10 protein-coding genes are annotated in these 15019 nt (G+C 57.1%); 9 read left to right on the plus strand and 1 reads right to left on the minus strand.

Going from position 1 to position 15019, the window contains the following annotated elements; translation table 11 throughout:
* Positions 1-62 precede the first annotated feature (62 nt).
* The 5 genes from rplL to DK510_RS02375 all read left to right on the plus strand — a co-directional run bounded on the left by rplL (position 63) and on the right by DK510_RS02375 (position 10662).
* Complete coding sequence (gene rplL / locus DK510_RS02355) at positions 63-437, plus strand: 50S ribosomal protein L7/L12 (RefSeq protein WP_037314964.1); 375 nt, start codon at positions 63-65, stop codon at positions 435-437.
* A 252-nt stretch (positions 438-689) separates the two neighbouring features.
* On the plus strand, positions 690-4823 hold the full coding sequence (gene rpoB, locus DK510_RS02360; protein WP_108861196.1) for a DNA-directed RNA polymerase subunit beta: 4134 nt from the start codon (positions 690-692) through the stop codon (positions 4821-4823).
* Positions 4824-4872: 49 nt separating this feature from the next.
* Complete coding sequence (rpoC, locus tag DK510_RS02365) at positions 4873-9114, plus strand: DNA-directed RNA polymerase subunit beta' (RefSeq protein WP_109310734.1); 4242 nt, start codon at positions 4873-4875, stop codon at positions 9112-9114.
* 135 nt (positions 9115-9249) lie between these two features.
* Positions 9250-9705, plus strand: coding sequence for a macro domain-containing protein (locus DK510_RS02370; protein ID WP_109310754.1), 456 nt, complete (start codon positions 9250-9252; stop codon positions 9703-9705).
* A gap of 87 nt (positions 9706-9792) precedes the next feature.
* Entirely contained in the window at positions 9793-10662 is an 870-nt protein-coding gene (locus tag DK510_RS02375) for a DMT family transporter (protein WP_109310735.1), read from the plus strand.
* On the opposite strand, the gene DK510_RS02380 is transcribed toward DK510_RS02375, so the two are convergent.
* Positions 10647-11483, minus strand: coding sequence for a putative rhamnosyl transferase (locus DK510_RS02380; protein WP_370246154.1), 837 nt, complete (start codon positions 11481-11483; stop codon positions 10647-10649). The genes DK510_RS02375 and DK510_RS02380 overlap by 16 nt on opposite strands.
* Before the next feature lie 355 nt (positions 11484-11838).
* Between DK510_RS02380 and rpsL the strand changes: the two genes are divergently transcribed.
* From rpsL to DK510_RS02400, 4 genes are all read left to right on the plus strand, one after another.
* The gene (rpsL, locus tag DK510_RS02385) at positions 11839-12210 is read left to right on the plus strand and encodes a 30S ribosomal protein S12 (protein WP_005621086.1); all 372 of its coding nucleotides are present in this window, start codon (positions 11839-11841) and stop codon (positions 12208-12210) included.
* A gap of 15 nt (positions 12211-12225) precedes the next feature.
* Entirely contained in the window at positions 12226-12696 is a 471-nt protein-coding gene (gene rpsG, locus DK510_RS02390) for a 30S ribosomal protein S7 (protein WP_008756926.1), read from the plus strand.
* An 18-nt stretch (positions 12697-12714) separates the two neighbouring features.
* Positions 12715-14832 (plus strand): elongation factor G, encoded by a 2118-nt coding sequence (fusA, locus tag DK510_RS02395; protein ID WP_058272477.1) that lies wholly within the window; start codon positions 12715-12717, stop codon positions 14830-14832.
* A 60-nt stretch (positions 14833-14892) separates the two neighbouring features.
* Positions 14893-15019, plus strand: a 127-nt coding sequence (locus DK510_RS02400; RefSeq protein WP_234998857.1) for a GTP-binding protein, incomplete at its 3' end; no start/stop codon positions are given.

Below are 15019 nucleotides of genomic sequence, written 5' to 3' on the forward strand. Positions count from 1 at the left end.
ATCTGCGTAGGGTAACTACCCTGACGTTGGAACACACACTGTAAACGGAAAGAGCTGATAAAATGGCTGATCTGAAAGCACTCGCAGAAAGCATCGTGGGTCTGACCCTGCTGGAAGCACAAGAACTGAAAACCATCCTCAAAGACGAATATGGCATCGAGCCCGCAGCAGGCGGCGCAGTTGTCATGGCAGCCGGTGGCGACGCCGGTGGCGCAGCTGAGGAAGAAAAAACCGAATTCGACGTCGTTCTGAAGAACGCCGGCGCTTCGAAAATCAACGTGATCAAAGAAGTTCGCGGCATCACCGGTCTTGGCCTGAAAGAAGCCAAAGAACTGGTCGAAGCTGGCGGCAAGATCAAAGAAGGCGTGTCGAAAGACGAAGCCGAAGAAGTCAAAGGCAAGCTGGAAGCAGCTGGCGCCGAAGTCGAGCTGGCCTAAGCCATTCGACAGGTGCATCGCTGATGCACCGGAAAATTTGGCTGGATCCGGAAAATTCCGGGTCCAGCCGAACCTGTCTTAGAAAGGGCCTCTGATAAATGGGGCGTTTTCTAAGACGCGGTTCGCGGATCGGGAGGCTGCCATTCGGGACGGTGGCCACGAATTGATCCGGACGTGTCGTCTCTAATGTGCAAGGCACCGGGGCCCGACGGTGTCTTTGTCCGCTGAGAACATCGAAAGGTGACATCTGACATGGCTCAAACGTTCCTTGGCCAGAAACGTCTTCGTAAATATTACGGCAAAATCCGCGAAGTGCTGGAGATGCCGAACCTCATTGAGGTCCAGAAATCCTCTTATGATCTATTCCTGCGCTCCGGCGATGCAGATGTGCCCACAGACGGCGAAGGCATCAAAGGCGTGTTCCAATCGGTCTTCCCGATCAAGGATTTCAACGAAACCTCCGTTCTGGAGTTCGTGAAATACGATCTGGAAAAACCTAAATATGACGTCGAAGAGTGCATGCAGCGCGACATGACCTACAGCGCGCCGCTGAAGGTCACTCTGCGTCTGATCGTGTTCGATGTCGATGAGGACACTGGCGCCAAATCCGTCAAAGACATTAAAGAACAGGACGTATTCATGGGCGACATGCCCCTGATGACGCCCAATGGTACGTTCATCGTGAACGGCACCGAGCGTGTGATCGTGTCCCAGATGCACCGTTCGCCCGGCGTGTTCTTTGACCACGACAAGGGCAAGACCCACTCTTCGGGTAAACTGCTCTTTGCTTGCCGCATCATCCCGTATCGCGGCAGCTGGCTGGACTTTGAGTTCGACGCCAAGGACATCGTGTTCGCCCGTATCGACCGTCGCCGCAAACTGCCTGTGACGACCCTGCTTTATGCGCTGGGTCTGGATCAGGAAGCGATCATGGATGCGTACTACGACACCGTGTCCTACAAGCTGGACAAGAAGAAGGGCTGGATCGCCCCGTTCTTCCCGGAACGTGTGCGCGGCACCCGTCCGACTTATGATTTGATTGATGCGAAATCGGGTGAAGTGATTGCTGAAGCAGGCAAGAAGGTCACACCGCGCGCTGTCAAGAAACTGATCGACGAAGGCACTGTCACCAACCTGCTGGTTCCATTCGATCACATCGTTGGAAAATTCGTCGCCAAAGACGTCATCAACGAAGAAACCGGTGCGATCTATGTCGAAGCCGGTGATGAACTGACGCTGGAATATGACAAGGACGGCGATCTGATCGGGGGCACAGTCAAAGAGCTGGTCGATGCCGGCGTCACCGAGATTCCGGTTCTGGACATCGACAACATCAACGTTGGTCCGTACATGCGCAACACCATGGCGGCAGATAAGAACATGGGCCGGGACACCGCGCTGATGGATATCTACCGTGTTATGCGTCCGGGTGAACCGCCCACCGTCGAAGCGGCCTCGGCCTTGTTCGACACGCTGTTCTTCGACAGCGAGCGCTATGACCTGTCCGCCGTTGGCCGCGTGAAGATGAACATGCGTCTGGCTCTGGATGCGCCGGATACCCTGCGCACTCTGCGCCGCGAAGACATCGTGGCCTGCATCAAGGCGTTGGTGGAGCTGCGCGACGGCAAAGGTGACATCGACGATATCGACCACCTTGGTAACCGTCGTGTCCGTTCGGTCGGCGAACTGATGGAAAACCAGTACCGCGTCGGTCTGCTGCGCATGGAGCGCGCGATCAAAGAGCGTATGTCGTCGGTCGAGATCGACACTGTCATGCCGCAGGACCTGATCAACGCGAAACCGGCTGCTGCTGCTGTTCGCGAATTCTTCGGCTCGTCGCAGCTGTCGCAGTTCATGGACCAGACCAACCCGCTTTCGGAAGTCACCCACAAACGCCGTCTCTCGGCGCTTGGCCCCGGTGGTCTGACACGTGAACGTGCAGGCTTTGAGGTGCGCGACGTACACCCGACCCACTATGGTCGGATGTGCCCGATTGAAACGCCGGAAGGCCCGAACATCGGTCTGATCAACTCGCTGGCCACCTTCGCCCGCGTGAACAAGTATGGCTTCATCGAAACACCGTACCGTGTCGTCAAAGACGCCGAGGTGACCGATGAGGTTCACTACATGTCCGCGACCGAAGAAATGCGTCACACTGTGGCGCAGGCGAACGCGACACTGGATGCGGATGGCAAGTTCATCAACGATCTGGTTTCGACCCGTCAGTCCGGTGACTACACCCTTGCCCCGCGCGAGAATGTGGACCTGATCGACGTCAGCCCGAAACAGTTGGTATCGGTTGCTGCATCGCTGATCCCGTTCCTTGAAAATGACGACGCCAACCGCGCCCTGATGGGTTCGAACATGCAACGTCAGGCGGTTCCGCTGCTGCGGGCCGAGGCGCCGCTGGTCGGCACCGGTATCGAGGAAAAGGTTGCGATCGACTCGGGCGCTGCGATTCAGGCGAAACGTGCCGGCATCATCGACCAGGTCGACGCCCAGCGTATCGTTATTCGTGCTACCGAAGATCTGGAACTGGGCGACGCGGGCGTGGACATCTATCGTCTGCGCAAATTCCAACGTTCGAACCAGAACACCTGCATCAACCAGCGTCCGCTGGTGAAAGTGGGTGACACTGTCACGAAAGGCGAGGTTGTTGCCGATGGTCCGTCCACCGATATCGGTGAGCTGGCGCTGGGTAAAAACGTGGTCGTCGCGTTCATGCCGTGGAACGGTTACAACTACGAAGACTCGATCCTGATCTCGGAACGTATCGCGCGTGATGACGTCTTTACCTCGGTCCATATCGAGGAATTCGAAGTCGCCGCCCGTGACACGAAGCTGGGCCCGGAAGAGATCACCCGCGACATCCCGAACGTCGGTGAAGAAGCGCTGCGCAACCTCGACGAGGCTGGCATCGTTTACATCGGCGCGGATGTTGAGCCGGGCGATATTCTGGTCGGCAAGATCACTCCGAAGGGCGAAAGCCCGATGACCCCGGAAGAAAAGCTGCTGCGCGCCATCTTTGGTGAAAAAGCATCTGACGTGCGCGATACCTCGTTGCGCGTGAAGCCGGGTGATTACGGTACGGTCGTGGAAGTCCGCGTCTTCAACCGTCACGGCGTCGAGAAAGACGAGCGTGCGCTGCAGATCGAGCGTGAGGAAGTCGAACGTCTGGCCCGTGACCGGGATGACGAGCTGGCGATCCTTGACCGCAACATCTATGCGCGTCTGCAAGGTCTGATTCTGGGTAAGACCGCTGTCAAAGGCCCGAAAGGCGTCAAAGCAGGATCGGTGATCACCGAGGAACTGCTGGACATGCTGACCCGTGGTCAGTGGTGGCAGCTGGCACTGGAAGACGAGAAGGACGCCCAGATCGTAGAGGCTCTGAACGAGCAATACGAAGTGCTCAAGCGCGCTCTGGATGCCCGTTTCGAAGACAAAGTCGAGAAAGTCCGTCGTGGTGACGACCTGCCGCCGGGTGTGATGAAGATGGTCAAAGTCTTCATCGCCGTGAAGCGTAAGCTGCAGCCGGGCGACAAGATGGCCGGTCGTCACGGGAACAAAGGTGTGATCTCCAAGGTTGTTCCGATGGAAGACATGCCGTTCCTGGCCGATGGTACGCCGGTTGACTTCTGTCTGAACCCGCTGGGTGTGCCTTCGCGTATGAACGTTGGACAGATCCTTGAAACCCACATGGGTTGGGCCGCACGCGGTCTGGGTTTGAACATCGACGAGGCACTGGGTGAATACCGCCGTTCCGGCGACCTAACCCCGGTTCGCGAAGCGATGAAGCTGGCCTATGGCGAGAATGTCTATGAAGAAGGCATTGCCGGCATGGACGAAGGTCACCTGATCGAGGCGGCGGGCAACGTGACCCGCGGTGTTCCGATCGCGACTCCGGTCTTTGACGGTGCCAAAGAGGCTGACGTCAACGACGCGCTGGTGCGTGCGGGCTTCTCGGAAAGCGGTCAGTCGGTTCTGTTCGACGGTCGTACCGGTGAGCAATTTGCGCGTCCTGTGACCGTTGGCATCAAGTACCTGCTGAAACTGCACCACCTTGTGGATGACAAAATCCACGCGCGTTCGACCGGGCCGTACAGCCTAGTAACCCAGCAGCCGCTGGGTGGTAAGGCGCAGTTCGGTGGTCAGCGCTTTGGTGAGATGGAAGTCTGGGCTCTGGAAGCTTACGGCGCCGCCTACACCCTGCAGGAGATGCTCACCGTGAAATCGGATGACGTCGCCGGCCGAACCAAGGTCTATGAGTCGATAGTCAAGGGCGAGGATAACTTTGAAGCGGGCGTACCGGAATCGTTCAACGTTCTGGTTAAAGAAGTCCGTGGCCTCGGCCTGAATATGGAACTCCTGGATGCGGAGGAAGAGTAGGGGCGGCAACGCCCCAAACTCATCCCATCCCAATTTGTAAGGACGCAAAATGAACCAGGAAATCACCAATAACCCGTTCAACCCGCTGACGCCGCCGAAAGTCTTTGACGAGATCAAAGTCTCCCTGGCGTCGCCCGAGCGGATTCTGTCTTGGTCCTATGGCGAGATCAAGAAACCCGAAACCATCAACTACCGGACGTTCAAGCCCGAGCGTGACGGTCTGTTCTGCGCACGTATCTTTGGCCCGATCAAAGATTACGAATGTCTGTGCGGCAAATACAAGCGGATGAAGTATCGCGGCGTTGTCTGCGAGAAATGCGGTGTGGAAGTCACCCTGCAGAAAGTCCGCCGCGAGCGTATGGGCCACATCGAACTGGCAGCACCCGTTGCACACATCTGGTTCCTGAAGTCGCTGCCGTCCCGCATCGGTCTGATGCTGGACATGACGCTGCGCGATCTGGAACGTGTTCTGTACTTTGAAAACTATGTTGTCATCGAGCCTGGTCTGACCGACCTGTCTTATGGCCAGATGCTGACCGAAGAAGAGTACATGGACGCGCAGGATGCCTATGGCATGGATGCGTTCACAGCGAATATCGGTGCCGAAGCTATCCGTGAGATGCTGGCCCAGATCGATCTGGAAGCCGAAGCCGAGCAGCTGCGCGCTGATCTGGCCGAAGCAACCGGTGAACTGAAGCCCAAGAAGATCATCAAACGTCTAAAGGTTGTTGAATCTTTCCTCGAGTCGGGCAACCGTCCCGAGTGGATGGTGATGACCGTGATTCCGGTCATTCCGCCGGAACTGCGTCCGCTGGTTCCGCTGGATGGTGGCCGTTTCGCGACTTCGGATCTGAACGATCTGTATCGCCGCGTCATCAACCGAAACAACCGTCTGAAGCGTCTGATCGAACTGCGCGCACCTGACATCATCGTCCGAAACGAAAAGCGGATGCTGCAGGAATCCGTGGATGCTCTGTTCGACAACGGCCGTCGTGGCCGCGTCATCACCGGCGCCAACAAGCGTCCGCTGAAATCGCTGTCGGACATGCTGAAAGGTAAGCAGGGTCGCTTCCGTCAGAACCTTCTGGGTAAGCGCGTCGACTTCTCGGGCCGTTCGGTCATCGTGACCGGTCCGGAACTCAAGCTGCACCAGTGTGGTCTGCCCAAGAAGATGGCGCTGGAGCTGTTCAAGCCGTTCATCTACTCGCGCCTTGAAGCCAAGGGTCTGTCTTCGACCGTCAAGCAGGCGAAGAAACTGGTCGAGAAAGAGCGTCCCGAAGTGTGGGATATCCTCGACGAGGTGATCCGCGAACACCCTGTCATGCTGAACCGTGCGCCGACGCTGCACCGTTTGGGCATTCAGGCGTTCGAGCCGGTCCTGATCGAAGGTAAAGCCATCCAGCTGCACCCGCTGGTCTGTTCGGCCTTTAACGCCGACTTCGACGGTGACCAGATGGCTGTGCACGTCCCACTGAGCCTTGAGGCCCAGCTGGAAGCCCGTGTTCTGATGATGTCGACGAACAACGTTCTGTCGCCTGCAAACGGTGCGCCGATCATCGTTCCGTCGCAGGATATGATCCTGGGTCTGTACTATGTGACCCTGGAACGCGAAGGCATGCCGGGCGAAGGTAAGGTGTTTGGTTCGATCGACGAAGTTCAGCACGCGCTGGATTCTGGCGAAGTGCACCTGCACACCAAGATCACCGCGCGGATCACGCAGATCGACGACGAAGGCAACGAAGTTCAGAAGCGTTTCGAGACAACTCCGGGCCGTCTGCGTCTGGGTGCCTTGCTGCCGATGAACAACAAGGCCCCGTTCGAGCTGGTTAACCGTCTGTTGCGGAAGAAAGAAGTGCAGCAGGTGATCGACACCGTCTACCGTTACTGCGGTCAGAAAGAGTCGGTCATTTTCTGTGACCAGATCATGTCGATGGGCTTCAAAGAAGCGTTCAAAGCGGGCATCTCGTTCGGTAAGGACGACATGGTCATCCCTGATGACAAGTGGGGCATCGTTGATCAGACCCGTAGTCAGGTAAAAGACTTTGAACAACAGTATATGGACGGTCTGATCACGCAGGGCGAAAAGTACAACAAAGTTGTCGATGCCTGGTCGAAGTGTAACGACCGCGTCACCGATGCGATGATGGGCACGATCTCGTCTTCGGATCGGGCAGAGGATGGTTCCGAACAAGAACCAAACTCGGTCTACATGATGGCCCACTCGGGTGCGCGTGGCTCGGTCACTCAGATGAAACAGCTGGGCGGTATGCGTGGTCTGATGGCCAAGCCGAACGGTGACATCATCGAGACGCCGATCATCTCGAACTTTAAAGAAGGTCTGACCGTTCTCGAGTACTTCAACTCGACCCACGGTGCCCGTAAGGGTCTGTCGGATACCGCTTTGAAGACGGCGAACTCGGGTTATCTGACCCGTCGTCTGGTGGACGTGGCTCAGGACTGCATCGTTCGTGAGATCGACTGTGGTACTGAACGTGCGATCACTGCCGAAGCCGCGGTCAACGACGGTGAGGTTGTTGCATCGCTGGCCGAACGTGTGCTGGGCCGTGTTTCTGCCGATGACGTTCTGCGTCCGGGTACGGAAGAGGTTCTGGTCGCTGCGGGTCAGCTGATCGACGAACGCATGGCCGACACCATTGACGAGGCCGGTGTTGCTTCGATGCGCATCCGCTCGCCTCTGACTTGTGAGTCCGAGGAAGGCGTATGTGCGACCTGCTATGGTCGTGACCTTGCACGTGGTACGCGGGTCAACACGGGTGAAGCTGTGGGCATCATCGCCGCCCAGTCCATCGGTGAACCTGGTACACAGCTGACGATGCGGACCTTCCACATCGGCGGTGTTGCCCAAGGTGGTCAGCAGTCGTTCCAGGAAGCCAGCCAAGACGGCGTGGTTTCGTTCGAGAACCCGCAGGTTCTGGCCAATTCCGCAGGCGAAATCCTGGTCATGGGCCGGAACATGAAGCTGGTGATCAAGGACGAACACGGCGAAGAGCGTGCCAGCCACAAGCTGGGCTACGGTTCCAAGTTGTTCGTCAAGGATGGCACCAAAGTGACCCGTGGCGACAAGCTGTTCGAGTGGGATCCCTACACCCTGCCGATCATCGCCGAGAAAGCCGGTACTGCGAAATACGTTGACCTCGTTTCGGGCATCGCTGTCCGCGATGAGACCGACGATGCAACCGGTATGACCCAGAAGATCGTGATCGACTGGCGTGCAGCCCCGAAAGGCAGCGACCTGAAGCCCGAAATCATTCTGGTTGGTGAAGATGGCGAACCGGTCCGCAATGATGCGGGCAACCCGGTTCACTATCCGATGTCGGTGGATGCGATCTTGTCGATTGAAGACGGTGAAAAAATCGAGGCTGGTGAAGTCGTTGCGCGTATCCCGCGTGAAGGCGCCAAGACCAAGGACATCACCGGTGGTCTGCCGCGTGTGGCTGAACTGTTCGAAGCCCGTCGTCCGAAAGATCACGCGATCATCGCAGAAGCCGATGGTTACGTGCGCTTTGGCCGCGACTACAAGAACAAGCGCCGCATCAGCATCGAGCCGGCTGACGAGTCCATGGAGACCATCGAGTACATGGTACCCAAGGGCAAGCACATCCCGGTCGCCGAAGGGGACTTCATCCAGAAGGGTGAATACCTGATGGACGGTAACCCTGCTCCGCATGACATCCTGTCCATCATGGGTGTCGAAGCGCTGGCGGATTACATGATCGACGAGGTGCAGGATGTTTATCGTCTGCAAGGCGTGAAGATCAACGACAAGCACATCGAAGTCATCGTGCGTCAGATGCTGCAGAAGTGGGAGATCCTGGACTCAGGCGACACCACCCTGCTGAAAGGCGAACATGTCGACAAGCAGGAGTTCGACGCAGCCAACGAGAAGACGTTGGCCCGCGGCGGACGTCCAGCTCAGGGCGAACCGATCCTTCTGGGGATCACCAAAGCCTCGCTGCAGACACGTTCGTTCATCTCGGCGGCGTCGTTCCAGGAAACCACCCGCGTACTGACCGAAGCTTCGGTTCAGGGCAAGAAGGACAAACTGGTTGGCCTGAAAGAGAACGTCATCGTCGGCCGTCTGATCCCAGCCGGTACCGGTGGGGCCACTCAGGCCGTGCGCCAGGTTGCGCAAGGCCGCGACAACGTCGTGATCGAAGCCCGCAGGGAAGAGGCCGAAGCGGCCGCTGCCTTGGCTGCGCCGGTCATGGATGACGACATGGTCGGTGACGAGCTGGACGTTCTGGTGGAAACACCGGAAAGCCGCGAGTAACTTTCTCATCATAGAAATAAGGAAAGGCCCCCCGATTTCGCGGGGCCTTTTCTTTTGCCCTTGGTGTGCTTTCGCCCAATCGTGATACAACTGAATAGTCTCGAAGACAGCGACCCACTGACCAAGGGATGCATGATGCCGACAATCAAGGGTGATTTGATACAGCTTGCACTGAATGGTGAGTTTGATGTCATCGTTCACGGTTGCAACTGCTTCCATGCGATGGGGGCCGGGATAGCCCGGGCGATTGCGGCGGAATTCCCTGATGCGCTTGAGGCCGACAAGCAGACGGAACTTGGGTCCCGTTCAAAACTCGGAACGATTTCTTCGGTTCAGATCACGCGGGGCAAGACCGAATTTGTAGTGGTTAATGCCTATACCCAGTTTCACTGGGAGGGGCCGGGGCCGCTTGTGGAATATGAGGCGATCTCGAGTTGTTTTTCGAAGATTGCACGCGCGTTTCCCGCATCGCTGATCGGCTATCCGATGATTGGCGCAGGTTTGGCTGGGGGCGATTGGGTTGAGATTGCGCAGCGCATAGACGCGGCCCTTGCCGGTATAGACCACACTCTGGTGATCTTGCCCGACTGACCGACGGGTCCGTGGTTGCATATTGACATCTCACAAGGACTTACGGCCAATGATCCGTGTTTCTTTTGAGTATTGGATTCTGCGACTATGACCCCGAATGTGAAGGGCGCTATGCTGATGATGGGCAGCATGGCCGCCTTTACCGTGAATGACGCATTGATCAAGGTTTCGGGGGCAGACTTGCCGCTGTTTCAGATGGTTGCGATGCGTGGACTCTTGGCGACGTTATTGGTGTTTCTGATGGCGCGTCATCTTGGGGCACTGCACCTGAACTTTCCGCGCCACGACAAGTGGCTTGTTGCTGCACGCTGCCTGGCCGAGTTGTCGGCCACATTTTTCTTTCTGACAGCGCTTTTGCATATGCCGCTTGCAAATGTAACGGCCGTTCTTCAGGCGTTGCCACTTACGGTGACGTTGGGGGCTGTTTTGTTCTTTGGTGAACATATCGGCTGGCGCCGCATTCTGGCGATCGGCATGGGATTTGCTGGAATGTTGCTGATCGTACGGCCGGGCCCTGATGGGTTCAGTATTTACGCGATTTACGCTCTGATTGCCGTGGCATCCGTCACCGCGCGCGACCTGATTACCAGGCGTATGTCCACCCATGTTCCGTCCTTGACGGTCACATTGGCGACGTCGGTTTCCATTACAGTGGCCGCAGGGGTCGCAACTGCAGTCAAAGGGTGGGAGCCGGTAGCGCCGGTCGCAGGCATAATGGTGGCGTCAGCCGCGGTCTTTGTTCTGACCGGATATCTTTGCAGCGTCATGGTCATGCGCGAAGGCGACGTCGGTTTTATTGCGCCGTTCCGGTATTCCAGCCTGATCTGGGCTTTGGGGCTGGGTTGGATCATTTTTGGCGATTGGCCCGATACGATCACGATGTTGGGCGCTGTTCTGGTCGTGGGTGCGGGGCTTTTCACGCTGTTCCGGGAACGTCAGTCTCAACCAGCCGAGTGAGCCCGCCGCCCCCTGTCCTGTTCAATGGCAAATCGCGCAATGAACTCGCCTTCTTGTTCCGGTGTCAGTGGGGACAACTCGGTCTTGCTGGCGCGGGCATGGGGGGAGTCGTTGAAGTTGTTCAGCGTACGTACCCACATGGGCGCGTCGGGATAGCTGATTACGGGCAAGAAACGACCGATCTTATGGTGCGTGAAACTCATGATCGTGTGTTTGCAGCCGCCGGAAATATACATCCCCAGACCAACGCCCAAAAGGGACCGGAACACCTGGTTGGCGCGAATGCCATCCGGTCCAAACCGGGCCAGAAACCCGCTGTTGAAATCCAGCCCGATCGTCCGGCTATTCCAGGTCAGTCCTTTGGCGTCAATCGCCGCAAGGCGCAGGCGTTCGACAAAGTCGACCGAGACGGCGTCATCGTCGTCATGGCGAAACTGGATGCACGGCTGATCCGGGTCGGTGCGGGCGCTGTGCAGAACCTCTTTCACGACCGGGCGGTGCCGGGCTGGTGTGCGCTTGACGATGCGGATCAGCCTGATGCCCGAGGTGAGATCATACAGCCGGTCCATGGACTTTTTGGGAAGGCATTCACCGACTAGCACCACCAGCTCAAAGTCCTCGTCTGTCTGTTCCCGAAAACCGGGCAGGGTGGTGGTTTCGAACAGACGAAACCGTTCTTCCAGCCGCACTGGGTTATACAGGTATTGACGACGCTCTTCGACAGTTTCGTGTTCAACCTGATAGCCGCCGAATGCGGGGTAGGAAAAGCGGCACAGGCCAATGACTTGCATGTTTCGTCCATCGAAAAGTTTCGCGGCCACTATGCAGAAATCCGCAATTGCCGGCAACGGGCGAGTAGCACTGGAAGCTCCAGCTAAGTCTTGATAAAATGCCGTCAATCGGCTTGTCAGGTATGTGCTGTTGACACTCGAGCCGACTCCCCATATACGCGCGTCATCTCGGTGCCGGGGGCCGCCCCACAACCGATTCCAGTAATGAACTGGTCAAGGCCCGGACACTTTTATCGTTCGCGCCCTCTGATAACAAACCGCGACGTTCACCTCGGAATGGGAACGCTCGCGGGTTTTGCGCTTGTGGACGCACGAACGCAGCAAGTTTAGCCGCACGCAATGCGCGTGCATGTCATGTGTGTTGCAAAACGGGGAAGAAACCGGAATGCCAACTATTCAACAGCTGATCCGCAAGCCGCGTCAGCCCAAAGTAAAACGCTCGAAGTCCATGCACCTGGAGCAGTGCCCGCAGAAACGCGGCGTCTGTACTCGTGTGTATACGACCACACCGAAAAAGCCGAACTCGGCTATGCGTAAGGTTGCCAAAGTGCGCCTGACCAACGGGTTCGAGGTCATCTCGTACATCCCCGGTGAAAGCCACAACCTGCAGGAACACTCGGTTGTTCTGATCCGTGGCGGCCGTGTAAAAGACCTTCCCGGTGTCCGTTACCACATCCTGCGTGGTGTTCTGGATACCCAGGGCGTCAAAGACCGTAAGCAACGTCGTTCGAAATACGGCGCGAAGCGTCCCAAGTAAGAAGGAGAGGCTGATATGTCACGTCGTCACGCCGCCGAAAAACGCGAAGTCCTGCCTGACGCCAAATTTGGCGACAAGGTACTGACCAAATTCATGAACAACCTGATGATCGACGGCAAGAAGTCGGTCGCAGAGCGCATCGTTTACAACGCCTTTGACCGCGTTGAAGGCAAGATCAAGCGCGCTCCTGTCGAAGTGTTCCACGAAGCGCTCGACAACATCAAACCGTCGGTCGAGGTTCGCTCGCGCCGGGTTGGTGGTGCAACCTATCAGGTTCCGGTCGAAGTGCGCCCCGAGCGCCGCGAAGCACTGGCCATCCGCTGGCTGATCACTGCTGCGCGTGGCCGTAACGAAAACACCATGGAAGAGCGCCTTGCGGGCGAACTGCTGGACGCCGTACAGTCCCGCGGTACTGCCGTGAAAAAGCGCGAAGACACCCACAAGATGGCCGAGGCGAACAAAGCCTTCAGCCACTACCGTTGGTAATTCCAGAGGCTTATCAAAATGGCACGCGAATATACACTCAACCATTACCGTAACTTCGGTATTATGGCGCATATCGATGCAGGTAAAACGACCTGTTCGGAACGCATCCTGTATTACACCGGCAAATCCCACAACATCGGTGAGGTGCACGATGGTGCAGCCACCATGGACTGGATGGAGCAGGAGCAGGAACGCGGCATCACCATCACTTCTGCTGCGACCACCACGTTTTGGGAACGCACCGAAGACGGTGAAACTGCTGACTCGCCAAAGCACCGCCTGAACATCATCGACACCCCCGGTCACGTTGACTTCACCATTGAAGTTGAGCGTTCGCTGGCGGTTCTCGACGGTGCCGTTTGCGTTCTGGACGCAAACGCCGGTGTTGAGCCCCAGACCGAAACCGTGTGGCGTCAGGCTGACCGCTACAAGGTTCCGCGTATGGTGTTCGTCAACAAGATGGACAAGATCGGCGCGGACTTCTTCAACTGCGTTGCAATGATCGAAGACCGTACCGGCGCACGTGCTGTTCCGGTTGGTATTCCGATCGGCGCAGAAACCGAGCTGGAAGGCCTGATCGACCTGGTCACCATGGAAGAATGGCTGTGGCAGGGCGAAGACCTGGGCGCAAGCTGGGTCAAAGCACCGATCCGTGACAGCCTGAAAGACATGGCTGACGAATGGCGCGGTAAAATGGTCGAAGCGGCCGTCGAAATGGACGACGACGCGATGATGGAATACCTGGAAGGCAATGAGCCCGACGTTCCGACCCTGCGCGCCCTGCTGCGCAAAGGTACCCTGGAAATCGCGTTTGTTCCGGTTCTGGGTGGTTCGGCGTTCAAGAACAAAGGCGTTCAGCCGCTGTTGAATGCTGTGATCGACTATCTGCCCAGCCCGCTGGACGTTGTCGATTACATGGGCTTCAAACCCGGTGACGAAGAAGAAACCCGTAACATTGCCCGCCGTGCGGATGATGACATGGCGTTCTCGGGCCTGGCGTTCAAAATCATGAACGACCCCTTTGTCGGCTCGCTGACCTTTACCCGCATCTACTCGGGTACTCTGGCCAAAGGCGACACGCTTCTGAACTCGACCAAGGGTAAGAAAGAGCGCATCGGCCGGATGATGATGATGCACTCGAATGATCGTGAGGAAATCACGGAAGCATTCGCAGGTGACATTATCGCACTGGCGGGTCTGAAAGACACCACCACGGGCGACACTCTGTGTGCGACCGGTGATCCGGTAGTTCTGGAAACCATGACCTTCCCCGATCCGGTGATCGAGATCGCGGTTGAGCCGAAAACCAAGGCTGACCAGGAAAAAATGAGCCAGGGTCTGGGCCGTTTGGCCGCAGAAGACCCATCCTTCCGCGTGGAAACTGACCTGGAATCGGGTCAGACCATTATGAAGGGCATGGGCGAACTTCACCTGGACATCCTGATTGACCGTCTTAAGCGTGAATTCAAGGTTGAAGCGAACATTGGTGCGCCGCAGGTGGCCTATCGCGAAACCATCGGTCACGAAGCCGAGATCGTTTACACCCACAAGAAACAGTCGGGTGGTTCGGGTCAGTTTGCCGAGGTGAAGATGATCATCTCGCCGACAGAGCCGGGTGAAGGCTATTCGTTCGAATCCCGCGTTGTTGGTGGTTCGGTACCCAAGGAATATATCCCGGGTGTCGAAAAAGGCATCAGATCCGTCATGGATAGCGGCCCGCTGGCTGGCTTCCCCGTGATCGACTTCAAAGTTGCCCTGATCGAAGGTAAATACCACGACGTGGACTCCTCGGTTCTGGCGTTTGAAATCGCGGCTCGTATGGGTATGCGTGAAGGCATGCGCAAAGCCGGTGCGAAACTGCTTGAGCCGATCATGAAGGTCGAAGTGATCACCCCGGAAGAATACACCGGCGGCATCATCGGCGACCTGACATCACGTCGGGGTCAGGTTTCCGGTCAGGAAAACCGTGGCAACGCCATCGCGATCGACGCGTTCGTTCCGCTGGCCAACATGTTCGGTTACATCAACACTCTGCGTTCGATGTCGTCGGGCCGTGCCCAGTTCACCATGCAGTTCGATCACTACGATCCGGTTCCGCAGAACATCTCGGACGAGATCCAGGCGAAATACGCATAAGCGAAGATTTGAGGGAGCTCTGTTCAGGGGCTCCCTTCATTACCGAAAAAGGAGGCCATCATGGCAAAGGAAAAGTTTGAGCGTAATAAGCCGCACGTCAACATCGGCACGATTGGCCACGTTGACCACGGCAAGACCACGCTGACCGCAGCAATCACCAAGTATTTCGGTGACTTCAAAGCGTATG

This window comes from Ruegeria sp. AU67 (genome assembly GCF_900312795.1).
GTDB lineage: Bacteria > Pseudomonadota > Alphaproteobacteria > Rhodobacterales > Rhodobacteraceae > Ruegeria > Ruegeria atlantica.